This window comes from Paenirhodobacter ferrireducens, assembly GCF_004022265.1.
Classification (GTDB): Bacteria; Pseudomonadota; Alphaproteobacteria; order Rhodobacterales; family Rhodobacteraceae; genus Rhodobacter; species Rhodobacter ferrireducens.
The window spans coordinates 1-13,128 of the sequence record NZ_SAVB01000009.1 but is presented as its reverse complement, the minus strand read 5'-3'; the positions used below and the strand labels follow the sequence as shown (position 1 = coordinate 13,128).

Sequence of the window (13,128 nt, the reverse complement as noted above, 5' to 3'; positions counted from 1 at the left end):
GGCCCGGCGATGCGGCTCATCAATGTCAGACCGCGACGGGGGACGGCAATCCTCCTCGCCTGCCTGCCCTTCGTGGTGCTGGCGCTTGCCTATCTGGTGGGTTCGGCGGTGCGGCTGGCGGAAAACCCGAGCGACAAGCTGCTGCCGGCGCTGTCGACGATCGTGCAGACGGTGAAGCTCTACGCCTTCACCGCCGATCGCCGCACCGGGCTCTACCTGCTGTGGTCGGACAGCGCGGCAAGCCTTGGCCGGCTGTTCGCCGGCATCGGCATCGCCACGGCGCTCGCGCTGGTGCTGGGCCTGCTGAACGGCATCCTGCCCGTGGTGCGCGCGGTGCTTGCCCCCTTCGTCGCCGTCGTCTCGATGGTGCCGCCGCTCGCGCTCCTGCCGATCCTGTTCATCGTGCTGGGTCTGGGCGAGGTGTCGAAGGTCACGCTGATCGTGATCGGCGTCGCGCCGATCCTGATCCGCGACCTCGCGCTCTCGGCGCAGGCGCTGCCGCGCGAACAGATCATCAAGGCCGAGACGCTCTCGGCCTCGACCTGGCTCATCGCGATCCGGGTGGTGCTGCCGCAGGTGCTGCCGCGGCTCATCGACAGCCTGCGGCTGCAGATCGGCCCGGCCTTCCTGTTCCTGATCGCGGCCGAGGCGATCTCGGCCGACTCGGGGCTGGGCTACCGGATCTTTCTGGTCCGCCGCTATCTCTCGATGGACGTGATCTTCCCCTATGTGGCGTGGATCACCCTGCTCGCGGTGGCGATGGACCTGGGCCTGACCGCCCTGCGCCGGCGGGTCTTCCCCTGGTCGGAGCTGGAGCGCGGCAGATGAGCGGCATCGAGATCCGGAACCTGTGGAAGGAATACGGCGATCAGGTCGTGCTGCAAAACGTCGATCTGACGATTGCGCCGCGCGCCTTCATCGCCCTCGTCGGCCCCTCGGGCTGCGGCAAGACCACCTTCCTGCGCATGCTGTTGGGGCAAGAGACGCCGACGCGCGGCACCATCACCCTTGATGGCGCACCGCTGCCGCACGAGCCCGACCCCGATCGTGGCGTGGTGTTTCAGCGCTATTCGGTCTTTCCGCACATGACGGTGCTGGGCAATGTCATGGCCGGGCCCGAGCTGCGGGCAAGCCGCTTCCTCGGCCGCACCTTCGGCGCGCGCCGCCGCGCCATCGCTGACGAAGCGCGCGCGATGCTGGCCGAGGTCGGGCTTGCCGGCAGCGAGGACAAGTATCCCGCCCAGCTTTCGGGCGGCATGCAGCAGCGCCTTGCCCTTGCGCAGGCGCTGATGATGAAGCCGAAGGTGCTGCTTCTGGACGAGCCCTTCGGCGCGCTCGATCCGGGCATCCGCTCCGACATCCACCGGCTGATGAAGCGGCTGTGGAACGAGGTGCCGATGACCGTGGTGATGGTGACGCATGACCTCAAGGAGGCCTTCACTCTCGCCACCCGGATCATCGCCTTCGAGCGCACCCGCGACCGTCCCGAGGAACGGCTGCGCTATGGCGCGACGATCACCAAAGACATCCTGATCTGGCCGCCGCGCAGTGCCGGCAAGACCACGATCTGGGACGCAGATCTCCTGCCCGGTCGGGACGACCCGACCATTCCGGGGCCCATCGCCGGGACGACCTGGCCCAAGGAGGAACCCGATGCTGACGCATATCCCCCGCTCCGCTGACGCCATCGCCGCCGACCGCGCGCGCTATGAGGAGCACCAGCGCAAGGGGCTGAACGCCGCGCCGAAGGCGCTTCCGGCACCAAGCCCCCGCCCCGCCCCCGCGCCGGCGGGCGTGATCTGGGCCGAGACCGTGCCGGGCGGGTGGTATTACACCTGCCGGCTCGCCCGCGGCCAGAGCCTGCGGCTCGAGGCGGGCGGGCTGGGCGGCTCGGTCAGCCTTGCCGCCTGGTCCGCCGCCGACAGCTCGGAACGGCAGAACCTGCCCGACACCTGCAAGCTGCAATGGACGACCGACCTGAAGAAGGGCCGCGTGGTGTTTTCCGACATGGGGCGGGTGCTGTTCTCGATCACCGAGGATTCGGCGGGCGCCAATGATGCGCTGAGCGGCGGGATGCCGGCGCGCGCGCCCTTCACCCCCGCCTTCCGCTCGACGCGCGAGAACATGATCCTCGCCACCGCCAAGCTCGGCCTCGACAAGCGCGACCTGCCCGCCCTTTTGACCTTCTTCGCGCCGGTGCGCGTCGACGGCGAGGGGCAGTTCTTCTGGAACCCGGCGCTCCTGAACGGCGACGACTGGGTCGAGCTGCGCGCCGAGCAGGACCTGCTGATCGCGCTGTCGAACACCCGCCACCCGCTTGACCCGACGACGGGTCCGGAGGTTCCCTCCGTCCGCGCGACGCGCCTTGCCGCGCGTCCGATCGCCCGGGACGACCTGTGCCGCACCGCCACCGCCGAAGCCGTCCGCGGCTTCGAGAACACCGCACGCGCCTGAGGTCCCCTCCATGGAACAGATCCACGACATCCCCGCGAACCGCCCCTGGTCGGGCCTCGTCAAACAGGGCCAGACCATCCGCATCATCGACAGCTATGGCCAGCAGGCGATCGACACCCTCCTGTACAACGCCGCCGACACCGCCGAACGCTATTCGAGTCAGGACACGATGCGGGTGCAAAACGGCGCCTATATCGAGAAGGGCACGCAGCTGATCTCGTCCGAGGGCAATGTGATGGCGACGATCATAGCCGCGACCTCGGGCCGGCACGACACCAATGCCGGCTGCTGCTCGCGCGAGAGCAACACCGTGCGCTTCGGCCACGAGACCTCGTATCTGCATGCCTGCCGCGAGAATTTCATTCTGGAATTCTCGAAATACGGGATGACCAAGCGCGACATCGTGCCGAACCTGAACTTCTTCATGAACGTGCCGATCAGCCAGAACGGCGCGATGACCATCGACGACGGCATCAGCCACCCGGGCGATTACATCGAGATGGAGGCGGCGATGGACCTGCTCGTCTTCATCTCGAACTGCCCGCAGATCAACAACCCCTGCAACGGCTTCGACCCGACGCCGATCCAGGTCGTGATCCGGGGGTAAGCCGATGTTCCAGAAGGTTCTTGTGGCGAACCGCGGCGAGATCGCGGTGCGCATCATCCGCACGCTGAAGACGATGGGGATCGCCTCGGTCGCGGTCTATTCCGACGCCGACCGCTTCGCCCCCCATGTCGCCCTTGCCGACGAGGCGGTGCGGCTTGGGCCGGCGCCGGCGGCCGAAAGCTATCTGCAGATCGAGGCCGTGGTGCAGGCCTGCCGCGACACCGGCGCCGAGGCGGTGCATCCGGGCTATGGGTTTCTGAGCGAGAACACCCGCTTTGCCGCGGCGCTGGCGGCGGCGGGGGTGGCCTTCATCGGCCCGCGGCCCGAGCAGATCGAGGCCTTCGGACTCAAGCATACCGCGCGCGAGATCGCCGCGCGGGCGGGCGTGCCGCTGCTGCCGGGCACCGGGCTTCTGCCCGATGCCGCAGCCGCCGCGACCGAGGCCGCCCGCATCGGCTATCCGGTGATGCTGAAGTCGACCGCCGGCGGCGGCGGCATCGGCATGAGCCTGTGCGCCGACGAGCCCGCGCTGCGCGCGGCCTTCGCCAGCGTCGAGCGCACCGCACAGGCCAGTTTCGGCGACGCCCGCGTCTATCTCGAACGCTTCGTCGCCGACGCCCGCCATGTCGAGGTGCAGATCTTCGGCAATGGCCACGGCCGGGCGGTGGCGCTTGGCGAGCGTGACTGCTCGCTGCAGCGGCGCAACCAGAAGGTGCTTGAAGAAACCCCCGCCCCGGGCCTGCGCCCCGAGGTCCGCGCCCGGCTGCACCGCGCCGCCGAGGAACTCTGCGCCGAGGTCGGCTATGCCTCGGCCGGCACCGTCGAGTTCATCTACGACCCGGCGCGCGAGGAATTCTATTTCCTCGAGGTCAACACCCGCCTGCAGGTCGAACACCCGGTGACCGAGGCGGTGCTGGGCATCGACCTGGTCGAGTGGATGGTGCGTCAGGCGGCGGGCGAGGACCCGATCCCGGCCACCCTGCCCGCCCCGCAAGGCGCCGCGATCGAGGCCCGGCTTTACGCCGAGATGCCGCATGCGGGCTTTCGCCCCTCGGCCGGGCGGCTGACCGAAGTGCGTTTCCCCGAAGACGCCCGTGTCGATGGCTGGATCGCCACCGGAACCGAGGTGACGCCCTTCTACGACCCGATGCTGGCGAAGATCATCGTGCATGGCGCGAGCCGCGCCGAGGCGATCGCGAAGCTCGGCGCGGCGCTCGCCGCCACCCATGTCTCGGGGATCGAGACCAACCTCGACTATCTGCGCGCGATTGCGGGATCGGATCTTTTCGCCTCGGGCAAGGTGGCGACGACGGCGCTTGCGGGCTTTGCCTTCGCCGCCGAGGGGATCGAGGTGCTGGCGCCGGGCGCACAAAGCTCGGTGCAGGAGCTGCCGGGGCGGCTCGGGCTGTGGGGCGTGGGCGTGCCGCCCTCGGGGCCGATGGACCCGCGCGCGCATCGCAATGCGAACCGCCTGCTCGGCCAGCCCCCCGACACCACGACGCTCGAGATGACGGTGGCCGGCCCGACGCTGCGCTTCCTGCGCGCCGCCCGGGTGGCGATTGCCGGGGCGCGGATGGCCCTGACCCTTGACGGCGTGGCGGTCGAGGGCCCGGTGCTCGAGGTGCCCGCTGGCGCGACGCTGGCGATCGGCCGGGTCGCGGGGCCGGGCCAGCGCGCCTATCTCGCGGTTGCGGGCGGGTTCAAGGTGCCAAAGGTGCTCGGCTCGCGCGCGACCTTCGCACTCGGCCATTTCGGCGGCCATGCGACCGGCACGCTGAAGACCGGCGACGTGCTGCATGTCGGCCGCGTGGCACAGGACGCCCCGACCGCGCCCGAGCCTGCCGAGCTGACCGAGGACTGGGAGCTGGAGCTTGTCTACGGCCCGCATGGCGCCCCCGACTTCTTCCGCGAGAGCGACATCGAGACCCTCTTCGCCACCGCCTACGAGGTGCATTTCAACTCCGACCGCACCGGCGTGCGGCTGATCGGCCCGGCGCCCGACTGGGCACGCACGGATGGTGGCGAGGCGGGGTTGCACCCCTCGAACCTGCACGACAACGCCTATGCCATCGGCGCGATCGACTTCACCGGCGACATGCCGATCATCCTCGGCCCCGACGGGCCGAGCCTTGGCGGTTTCGTCTGCCCGGGTGTGGTCAGCGCCGCCGACCGCTGGAAGCTTGGCCAGCTGAAGCCCGGCGACCGGGTGCGCTTCCGCCCCGCAGCGCGCCCCGCAGACCCGGTCGCGGGGCCGGCGATTGCCCGGCTCGGCTCGCCGCTGGTCGGTGCGCTGTCCGACGCCCCGGTGCCCGTCGCCTATCGCCGGCAGGGAGACGAGAACCTGCTCGTCGAATACGGGCCGATGAGCCTCGACATCGGGCTTCGGCTGCGGGTGCAGCTTCTGATGCAGGCGGTCGAAGCGGCTGGTCTGCCGGTGATCGACCTCACCCCCAGCATCCGCTCGCTGCAGCTGCACTACGACACAGCGAAGATCTCGCGCCCCGACCTGCTGCGCGAGCTTGCGGAGATCGAGGCGCGGCTGCCCGCGGCCGAAACGGTGAAGGTGCCGACCCGCACGGTCTGGCTGCCGCTCTCGTGGAACGACCCGCAGGCGGAACTTGCGATGCGCAAGTATCAGGAGCTGGTGCGGCCGAACGCGCCGTGGTGCCCCTCGAACATCGAGTTCATCCGCCGCATCAACGGGCTTGCGGACGAGGCCGCGGTGCAGCGCACGATCTTCGACGCGCGCTATCTGGTGATGGGGCTGGGCGATGTTTACCTGGGCGCGCCGGTGGCGACGCCGGTCGATCCGCGCCACCGGCTGGTGACGACGAAATACAACCCGGCCCGCACCTGGACACCCGAGAACGCGGTGGGCATCGGCGGCGCCTACATGTGCATCTATGGCATGGAGGGCCCGGGCGGCTATCAGCTTTTCGGCCGCACGATCCAGATGTGGAACACCTGGCGGCGCACCCCGGCCTTTGCCGACACGCCCTGGCTGCTGCGCCACTTCGATCAGGTCCGTTTCTTCCCGGTCAGCCACGCGGAACTCACCGAGGCGCGCAAGGCCTTCCCGCATGGCCGCTACGACCTGCGCATCGAGGAGGGCACCTTCGACTGGGCGGCCGAGAAGGCCGCGCAGGACAGCGCCGGCACCGCGGCCTTCAAGGCCCGCCAGCAGGCCGCCTTCGAGGCCGAGCGGGCGCGCTGGAAGGCCGAGGGGCTCGACCAGTTCGTCGCCGACGAGGGCGGCGTCTTCGAGCAGGCCGCGGTCCCCGAGGGCTGCGCCGGCGTCGAAAGCCCGGTGCCCGGCAACGTCTGGAAATACCTCGTCGCCCCCGGCACCCGCGTTGCCGCGGGCGATCCCGTCGCCATCGTCGAGTCGATGAAGATGGAGATCACCGTCCACAGCCCCGCCGCCGGCCGCCTGCGCGAGACCCGCGCCGCCCCCGGCCGCACCGTTCATGCCGGCGACGTGCTGGCCATTCTGGAGACCGACTGATGCAGCTCCCCGACATGATGACGATCGCGGCGCTTCGCGCGGCCTATGCCGCCGGCGCCACGCCCCTTGCGGTGATCGAGGAGGTGATCGCCCGGCGCGACGCGCTGACGGACCGCGCCGTCTTCATTTCCGAAACCCCGGCCGAGAGCCTGCGCGCCGAGGCGAAGCGGCTGGCCGAGCGCGGCCCTGAGGGGCTGCCGCTTTACGGCATCCCCTTCGCGGTGAAGGACAATATCGACGTCGCCGGGCTGCTGACCACGGCCGCCTGCCCGGCCTTCGGCACCTCGCCCGCGCGCGACGCGACGACCGTCGCGCGGCTGCGTGCGGCGGGCGCGATCGTGATCGGCAAGACCAACCTCGACCAGTTCGCGACCGGATTGAACGGCACCCGCTCGCCCTTCGGCGCGCCGCGCTGCGTGTTCGATGCCGACTATGTCTCGGGCGGCTCGTCCTCGGGCTCGGCGGTGGCGGTGGCCTCGGGGCTGTGTGCCTTCTCGCTCGGCTCCGACACCGCGGGTTCGGGCCGGGTGCCGGCGATGTTCAACAACCTCGTCGGGCTGAAGCCGAGCCCGGGGCTCGTCCCGAACACCGGCTGCGTGCCGGCCTGCCGCTCGGTCGATGTCATCACCGTCTTCGCCGGCACCGTCGACGAGGCGGCCGAGGTGCGCCGGCTGATCGAAGGCCTTGACCCCGCCGATCCGTTCTCGCGCGAGGCCCAGCCCGTCGCCCTGCCCGCCCGTCCGCGGATCGGCGTGCTGACCGCGGCCGAGCGCGAGTTCTATGGCAATGCCGAGGTCGCGGCCGCCTATGACGCCGCCTGCGCCCGCGCCGAGGCGCTTGGCGCGACGCTCGTCCCCTTCGACTATGCCCCCTTCCGCAAGGCGGCGGCGCTGCTTTACGACGGGCCCTGGGTCGCAGAACGTCTGGCCGCGGTCGAGGACTTCCTCGCCACCAACGCGGACGACTTCGAACCCACGGTGCGCAAGATCATCGAGGGCGCGAAGGGGCGCAGCGCGGTCGAGGCCTTCCGCGGTCGTTACCGGCTGAACGAGCTGCGCCAGCAGGTCGCGCCGACCTGGGAGGCGGTCGACATGCTGCTGCTGCCGACCTCGCCCACCCGCGCGACGGTGGCCGAGATGCTGGCCGACCCGATCCGGCGCAACAGCCAGTTCGGCCTTTACACCAACTTCGCGAACCTTCTGGGATACGCCGCGATCGCGGTGCCGGCGGGGTTCGGCGCCTCGGGCCTGCCCGTGGGGGTGCAGCTGGTGGGGCCCGCCTTCTCGGACGAGGCGCTGGTGCCTTTCGCGGGCGCGATGCACGCGGCCGCCGCCTGCGGCATGGGGCGCGACCGCACGGCGCCGGTGCCCGCGCCGGCCGAGCCGCGCCTGCCCGAGGGCTGGTGCACGCTCGCCGTCGTCGGCGCGCATCTGAGCGGTATGCCGCTGAACCGCGAGCTGACCGGCCCCGGCGGGCGCTGCCTGGGCACGGCACGCACCGCACCCGGCTATCGGCTCTATGCGCTGGCGGGCACGGTGCCGGCGAAACCGGGGATGGTCCTCGACCCGGCGTTTGCCGGCCCGGGCCTTGCGCTCGAGCTTTGGGCGCTGTCGCCCGCCGCCTTCGGCGCCTTCGTCGCCGCGATCCCGGCGCCGCTTGGTGTCGGTAAGGTCACGCTCGACGACGGCCGGCAGGTGACGGGCTTCCTGTGCGAGGGCCATGCGCTCGCGGGCGCCGAGGAGATCACCGGCTTCGGCGGCTGGCGCGCCTATTGCGCGGCGAAGGCGGGCTGAGCCCGCCCCAGCCTCTTCAGCGCGCCGCGAAGATCCGGCCGAGCGTGTTGAGCAGAATCTGCGCGGCGAGGATCGCGGTGGTGCCGGTGTGGTCGTAATCCGGCGCCACCTCGACCAGATCGATGCCGACGATCGTGCCGCGCTTGGCCAGCCCCGCGACGATGTCGAGCACCTCGTCATACTGGAAGCCGCCATGGCTTGGCGTGCCGGTGCCCGGCGCGATCGAGGGGTCGAAGCCGTCGATGTCGAGCGTCAGGTAATAGCGCCGCCCCGCCGGGATCCGCTCGAGCACCGCCTCGATGCCGAGCCGGCGCACCATCCGCACCGAGAGGATGTCCGAGCCCATCGCCTGCGCCGCCTCATAGCCCTCCTTCGCGGTCGACGAGACATTGCGGATGCCGATCTGCGTCATCCCCTCGACCCAAGGCTTCTCGGCCGCGCGGCGCATCGGGTTGCCGTGGCCGACCCGCACGCCATGCCGCTCGTCGACGAAATCGAGATGGGCGTCGATCTGCACCACATGTACCGGTGCCTCGTCGGAAAAGGCGTTGATGCAGGGGATGTTGATCGAGTGGTCGCCGCCCAGCACCACCGGCAGCGCGCCCGCGCGCAGGATCGCGCGCACGCCCGCCTCGATATTCGCGTGGCTGGCCGCGGTGTCGGTGTGGATGATGTCGGCATCCCCGATGTCGACGATGCGCACGCCATCGAGATAGGTCGTGTCATCGTCGAAATCATAGGCCCCGGCATGGCCGAAGGCGAAGAGCGTCGAGGCCTCGCGGATGCCGCGCGGGCCGAACCGGGTGCCGGCGCGCCATTGCGTGCCGCAGTCGAAGGGCGCGCCCATCACCGCCACATCGGCGTCGATCCGGTTCCAGTCCGGCTCGTAGGGCGATTTCGCGAAGGTGGAGATGCCGACGAAGGGCAGATTCAGCCGGCCGCTCTCGTAACCATGTGCCATCGGGGGTCCTTTCCGCAGGGCTTTGGGCCAAGGGATGACACGGGGCATTGCGTCAAGAAATACAGAACATATGATCTTCACATCAGAAAGGTTGATGTGAATGAAGATCGCCAACACCGATCTGCGCGCCCTTGCCGTGTTCCGCGCGGTGGTCGAGCACGAGGGTTTCGCCGGCGCGCAGATCGCGCTTGGCCTGTCGCAATCGGCGATCAGCTTTCACGTCAAGGCGCTCGAAGAGCGGCTTGGCTTCGCGCTGTGCCGGCGCGGCCGCGGCGGTTTTGCCCTGACCGAGCGCGGCGCGCTGGTCCATGCCCGCTCGGACGCGCTGTTCCTCTCGCTCGACGCCTTCGAGAGCGAGGTCGGCCGGCTGCGCGACCGGATCACCGGCACGCTGCGGATCGGGATGATCGACAACACGGTGACCGACAGCGGATTGCCATTGCCGCAGGTGATCGGCCGGATCGGCGCGCGGGCCCCCGAGGCGCGGCTCGACATCGCCATGGCCGATCCCGAGACGCTGGTGGCGCGGCTGGCCGGCGGTGCGCTCGATCTGGCGATCCTGCCCGAGACACGGCTTGCCGAGGGGCTGCGGCTGAGCCCGCTGCACGAGGAGCGCCACCTGCTCTATTGCGGCCGCGGCCATCCGCTGTTCCCGCGCGCGGCCGAGGTCACCGAGACCGCCGAGATCGCGCGCTGGCCCTTCGTCGGCCGACCTTACGCGAACCAGCGCGAGCTTGGCCCCTTCCCGGGGGCGGTGATGCCGGCCAGTGCCGCGAACATGGAGGCGCAGGCGATGTTCCTGCTTTCGGGGGGCTACATCGGCTACCTGCCCGCCCATTACGCGAAGGCCCATGTCGCGGCGGGCGACCTGCGCGTCCTTGGCACGGGCTTCCCCCTGAGCTCGCGGCTGCTGCTGGCGACGCGGGCCGGGATGCGGGCGACGCCGCTTCAGGATCTGTTCCTGCGCGAGCTGGTCGCCGCCATCGCAGCCCGGGCGGACGCGGGCTAAGCGCCACATTTCCTTCAGAAAACCATCGTTCACGTTTTGCGTGATCGTCATCCGGCACCGCTAGCTCCTGCCTCACCAATCACAGGAGACACGGATGTCCTTCAAAATCGCCCTGCTGGCGACCTGCACTGCCCTTGCCACCCCCACCCTTGCCGAAGAGGTCTTCCCGGCGACGCTTGCGGGCCATGCGTTCCTGCCGGCGCTGTCGCTCGTCGCGCCGCCCGCCGATGCGCCGCGCGATCTGTGGATCTCGGGCAAGTTCACCGGCCCCGCCCGCAACGAGGCGCCGATGAGCGTGATGGGCAATGTCGGCAAGACCTATGGCGGCCACGAGACCGGCATCGCCCTGCCCTTCATCGGCCAGCCGGTGCAGGGGATGTCGGGCTTTGCGATGACCCGCGCCGAGGATGGCAGCTGGTTCGCGCTGACCGATAACGGCTTTGGGTCCAAGGTGAACAGCCCCGACGCGATGCTGTTCTTCCACCGCATGGCGCCCGATTTCGCCACCGGCACGGTGACCCGCAAGGAAACCATCTTCCTGCACGACCCCGACCACAAGGTGCCGTTCCGCATCGCCAACGAGGGCACCGACAGCCGCTATCTGACCGGCGCCGATTTCGACCCGGAAAGCATCCAGTTCGTCGACGGCACCTTCTGGATCGGCGAAGAGTTCGGCCCCTATCTGCTGCATGTGGCGCGCGACGGCGCGATCCTCGACGTGATCCCGACGCGGCTCGACGGTGCAGTTCTGGCCGGCCCCGACACCCCCGGCGTCAAGGTTCCGGCCGAGGCGGGCAAGGATTATCAGGTGCAGCGCTCGGGCGGGTACGAGGGCATGGCGCTGCAGCCCGGCACCAACCTGCTTTGGGCGATGCTGGAAAAGCCGCTGCTGGTGGCCGGCGGCGGCACCGAGGGTGACTTCCTGCGGGTGATGACCTTCGATCCGGCGAAGAAGGACTGGACCGGTGACAGCTTCAAGTTCCGCCTCTCCGAAGGCGCGACGGCGATCGGCGATTTCAACTTCATCGACGCCACCCATGCGCTGGTGATCGAGCGCGACAACGGCGAGGGCGATGCGGCCAAGGCCTGTGCCGCGGGCGCGACCGACACCTCGGCCTGCTACCCGATCCCGGCGAAGGTGAAGAACATCGTTCTGCTCGACACCGCCTCGATCGACGCCGAGGGCTACATCCGCCGCATCGGCCATATCGACCTGCTGAACATCGCCGATCCCGAGGGCAAGGCGCTCGCCGGGATGAAGCCCGCCTCGGGGCCCTTCACCTTCCCGTTCTTCACCATCGAGGACGTGGCGCGGGTGGACGAGACTCACATCCTGGTGGCGAATGACAACAACCTGCCGTTCTCGGGCGGGCGCGAGGTCGGCACGGCGGCGAACAACGAGTTCATCCTGCTCTCGGTGCCGGAACTGCTCTCGGCGAAGTAAGCCCCGTCACACGCAACAGGCCGGCGGCCCACGGGGCGCCGGCCACCTCCCCCGCCCGATCCCCTGTCACCGCGCCCGCCGAGGTGCTAGAGCGGTGAGGACAGACGGAAGGGGAGCGGTCATGCCCACAGACGACACCATCGTGCCCCTCGGGGCGGCCTATTTCCCGGTGCCCGCGGGCAGCCCGACGCGCTCCTATGCCTTCCTGCTCGTGCCCGGCTTCACCCTTCTCGCCTTCAGCTCGGCGGTCGAGCCTCTGCGCATCGCCAACCAGCTCTCGCAGCAGCCGCTCTACCGCTGGCAGCTGATGTCTGAAAGCGGCGCGCCGGTCTCAAGCTCGTCGGGGATCTCGGTCTGCGTCGATGCCCCGATCGGACCGATGGACCGCGCCACCCGCGCCTTCGTCTGCGCCGGCAACCCGCCCTCGGCCGCGGCCGCGCCGAAGGTGGTGGGCGCGATCCAGCGCCACGCCCGCTTCGGCGGCGCCGTCGGCGGGATCTGCACCGGCGCCGTGGCACTCGCCGCAGCTGGCCTGCTCGAGGACCACGCCTTCACCCTGCACTGGGAAAACCAGCCCACCTTCCGCGAGGATTTCCCCGCGCTCTGCCCCTCGGCCAACCGCTTCGAGATCTCGGGGCCGGTGATGACCTGCGGCGGCGGGGCGGCGGCGACCGACATGATGCTGTCGCTCATTGCCGAGGACCACGGGGCAGAGTTTTCCGCGATGGTCTCCGAGATGTGCCTGCGCAAGGTGATGGTCGGCATCGAGAAGGAACAGCGCAGCTCGCTCTCGGTGCTGATCCGCTCGCGCAATCCGGGCCTGCTGAACATCGTCACGCTGATGAATGCCCATATCGAGGACCCGCTGACGCTTGACGACCTGTCGCGCGTGGCGGGCTATTCGCGGCGCCATATCGAGCGGATGTTCCTCTCCGTGCTGGGCGAGACCCCGGGCGAGTTCTATCGCGGGATTCGTCTCGACCACGGGCGAACGCTGCTGTCGACCACCGACATGGGGCTGCTCGAGGTGGCACTCGCCTGCGGCTTCGGCTCGGTCGCGCATTTCTCGAAGAGCTTCAAGACGCGTTTCGGTACCGCCCCGACAAAGTTCAACCGCACCATCCGCGCCGCGCGCAAGACACGCTGAGACGGCATCCCGAACAGGACAAGGCCCCGGGCGGGGCCGGGATGGCATCCGGTGCAAATGCAGATCAACGCCGGATGGCTCTGATGCTGTAACCGCCCCCCGACGGCATCTGTGTGCCAAGGTGGGTTTGCGAGGATCCACAAAGGAGAGCGGTCATGTCGGAGATTATCACGGTCGGGCTCGATCTGGCGAAGAATGTGTTTCAGGT

At 69.6% G+C, this 13,128-nt stretch carries 10 protein-coding genes; 9 read left to right on the top strand and 1 reads right to left on the bottom strand.

Annotated elements, in window-relative coordinates; all coding sequences use genetic code 11:
* The first annotated feature begins 9 nt into the window (after positions 1-9).
* Genes EOW65_RS08435 through atzF form a run of 6 tightly spaced genes read left to right on the top strand, consistent with a single transcriptional unit; the run spans position 10 to position 8,359 of the window.
* On the top strand, positions 10-828 hold the full coding sequence (locus EOW65_RS08435) for an ABC transporter permease (protein WP_128148522.1): 819 nt from the start codon (positions 10-12) through the stop codon (positions 826-828).
* On the top strand, positions 825-1,682 hold the full coding sequence (locus EOW65_RS08430) for an ABC transporter ATP-binding protein (RefSeq protein ID WP_128148521.1): 858 nt from the start codon (positions 825-827) through the stop codon (positions 1,680-1,682). Before EOW65_RS08435 ends, EOW65_RS08430 begins: the two co-directional genes overlap by 4 nt.
* Positions 1,654-2,454: an urea amidolyase associated protein UAAP1 gene (locus EOW65_RS08425; protein ID WP_206364038.1), complete on the top strand. Its 801-nt coding sequence runs from the start codon at positions 1,654-1,656 to the stop codon at positions 2,452-2,454. The genes EOW65_RS08430 and EOW65_RS08425 overlap by 29 nt, the downstream gene beginning before the upstream one ends.
* 10 nt (positions 2,455-2,464) lie before the next feature.
* The gene (locus EOW65_RS08420; protein ID WP_128148520.1) at positions 2,465-3,061 is read left to right on the top strand and encodes an urea amidolyase associated protein UAAP2; all 597 of its coding nucleotides are present in this window, start codon (positions 2,465-2,467) and stop codon (positions 3,059-3,061) included.
* 4 nt (positions 3,062-3,065) lie between these two features.
* Positions 3,066-6,566, top strand: a complete 3,501-nt coding sequence (locus EOW65_RS08415) for a 5-oxoprolinase/urea amidolyase family protein (protein ID WP_128148519.1) — start codon at positions 3,066-3,068, stop codon at positions 6,564-6,566.
* Complete coding sequence (gene atzF / locus EOW65_RS08410; protein ID WP_128148518.1) at positions 6,566-8,359, top strand: allophanate hydrolase; 1,794 nt, start codon at positions 6,566-6,568, stop codon at positions 8,357-8,359. The genes EOW65_RS08415 and atzF overlap by 1 nt, the downstream gene beginning before the upstream one ends.
* 16 nt (positions 8,360-8,375) lie before the next feature.
* Here atzF and speB read toward each other — a convergent pair whose 3' ends face one another.
* On the bottom strand, positions 8,376-9,320 hold the full coding sequence (gene speB / locus EOW65_RS08405; RefSeq protein WP_128148517.1) for an agmatinase: 945 nt from the start codon (positions 9,318-9,320) through the stop codon (positions 8,376-8,378).
* A 100-nt stretch (positions 9,321-9,420) separates the two neighbouring features.
* Here speB and EOW65_RS08400 point away from each other — a divergent pair, with 100 nt between their 5' ends.
* The 3 genes from EOW65_RS08400 to EOW65_RS08390 all read left to right on the top strand — a co-directional run bounded on the left by EOW65_RS08400 (position 9,421) and on the right by EOW65_RS08390 (position 12,920).
* On the top strand, positions 9,421-10,329 hold the full coding sequence (locus EOW65_RS08400; protein ID WP_128148516.1) for a LysR family transcriptional regulator: 909 nt from the start codon (positions 9,421-9,423) through the stop codon (positions 10,327-10,329).
* Positions 10,330-10,423: 94 nt separating this feature from the next.
* Positions 10,424-11,773 (top strand): esterase-like activity of phytase family protein, encoded by a 1,350-nt coding sequence (locus EOW65_RS08395; protein WP_128148515.1) that lies wholly within the window; start codon positions 10,424-10,426, stop codon positions 11,771-11,773.
* Positions 11,774-11,894: 121 nt separating this feature from the next.
* On the top strand, positions 11,895-12,920 hold the full coding sequence (locus tag EOW65_RS08390) for a GlxA family transcriptional regulator (protein WP_128148514.1): 1,026 nt from the start codon (positions 11,895-11,897) through the stop codon (positions 12,918-12,920).
* Positions 12,921-13,128 lie beyond the last annotated feature (208 nt).

Excerpts from the sequence above, each read along its gene's own strand:
- EOW65_RS08435 (WP_128148522.1), top strand. The coding sequence starts at position 10 with ATGCGGCTCATCAATGTCAGACCGCGACGGGGGACGGCAATCCTCCTC.
- EOW65_RS08430 (WP_128148521.1), top strand. The coding sequence starts at position 825 with ATGAGCGGCATCGAGATCCGGAACCTGTGGAAGGAATACGGCGATCAG.
- EOW65_RS08425 (WP_206364038.1), top strand. The coding sequence starts at position 1,654 with ATGCTGACGCATATCCCCCGCTCCGCTGACGCCATCGCCGCCGACCGC.
- EOW65_RS08420 (WP_128148520.1), top strand. The coding sequence starts at position 2,465 with ATGGAACAGATCCACGACATCCCCGCGAACCGCCCCTGGTCGGGCCTC.
- EOW65_RS08415 (WP_128148519.1), top strand. The coding sequence starts at position 3,066 with ATGTTCCAGAAGGTTCTTGTGGCGAACCGCGGCGAGATCGCGGTGCGC.
- atzF (WP_128148518.1), top strand. The coding sequence starts at position 6,566 with ATGCAGCTCCCCGACATGATGACGATCGCGGCGCTTCGCGCGGCCTAT.
- speB (WP_128148517.1), bottom strand. The coding sequence starts at position 9,320 with ATGGCACATGGTTACGAGAGCGGCCGGCTGAATCTGCCCTTCGTCGGC.
- EOW65_RS08400 (WP_128148516.1), top strand. The coding sequence starts at position 9,421 with ATGAAGATCGCCAACACCGATCTGCGCGCCCTTGCCGTGTTCCGCGCG.
- EOW65_RS08395 (WP_128148515.1), top strand. The coding sequence starts at position 10,424 with ATGTCCTTCAAAATCGCCCTGCTGGCGACCTGCACTGCCCTTGCCACC.
- EOW65_RS08390 (WP_128148514.1), top strand. The coding sequence starts at position 11,895 with ATGCCCACAGACGACACCATCGTGCCCCTCGGGGCGGCCTATTTCCCG.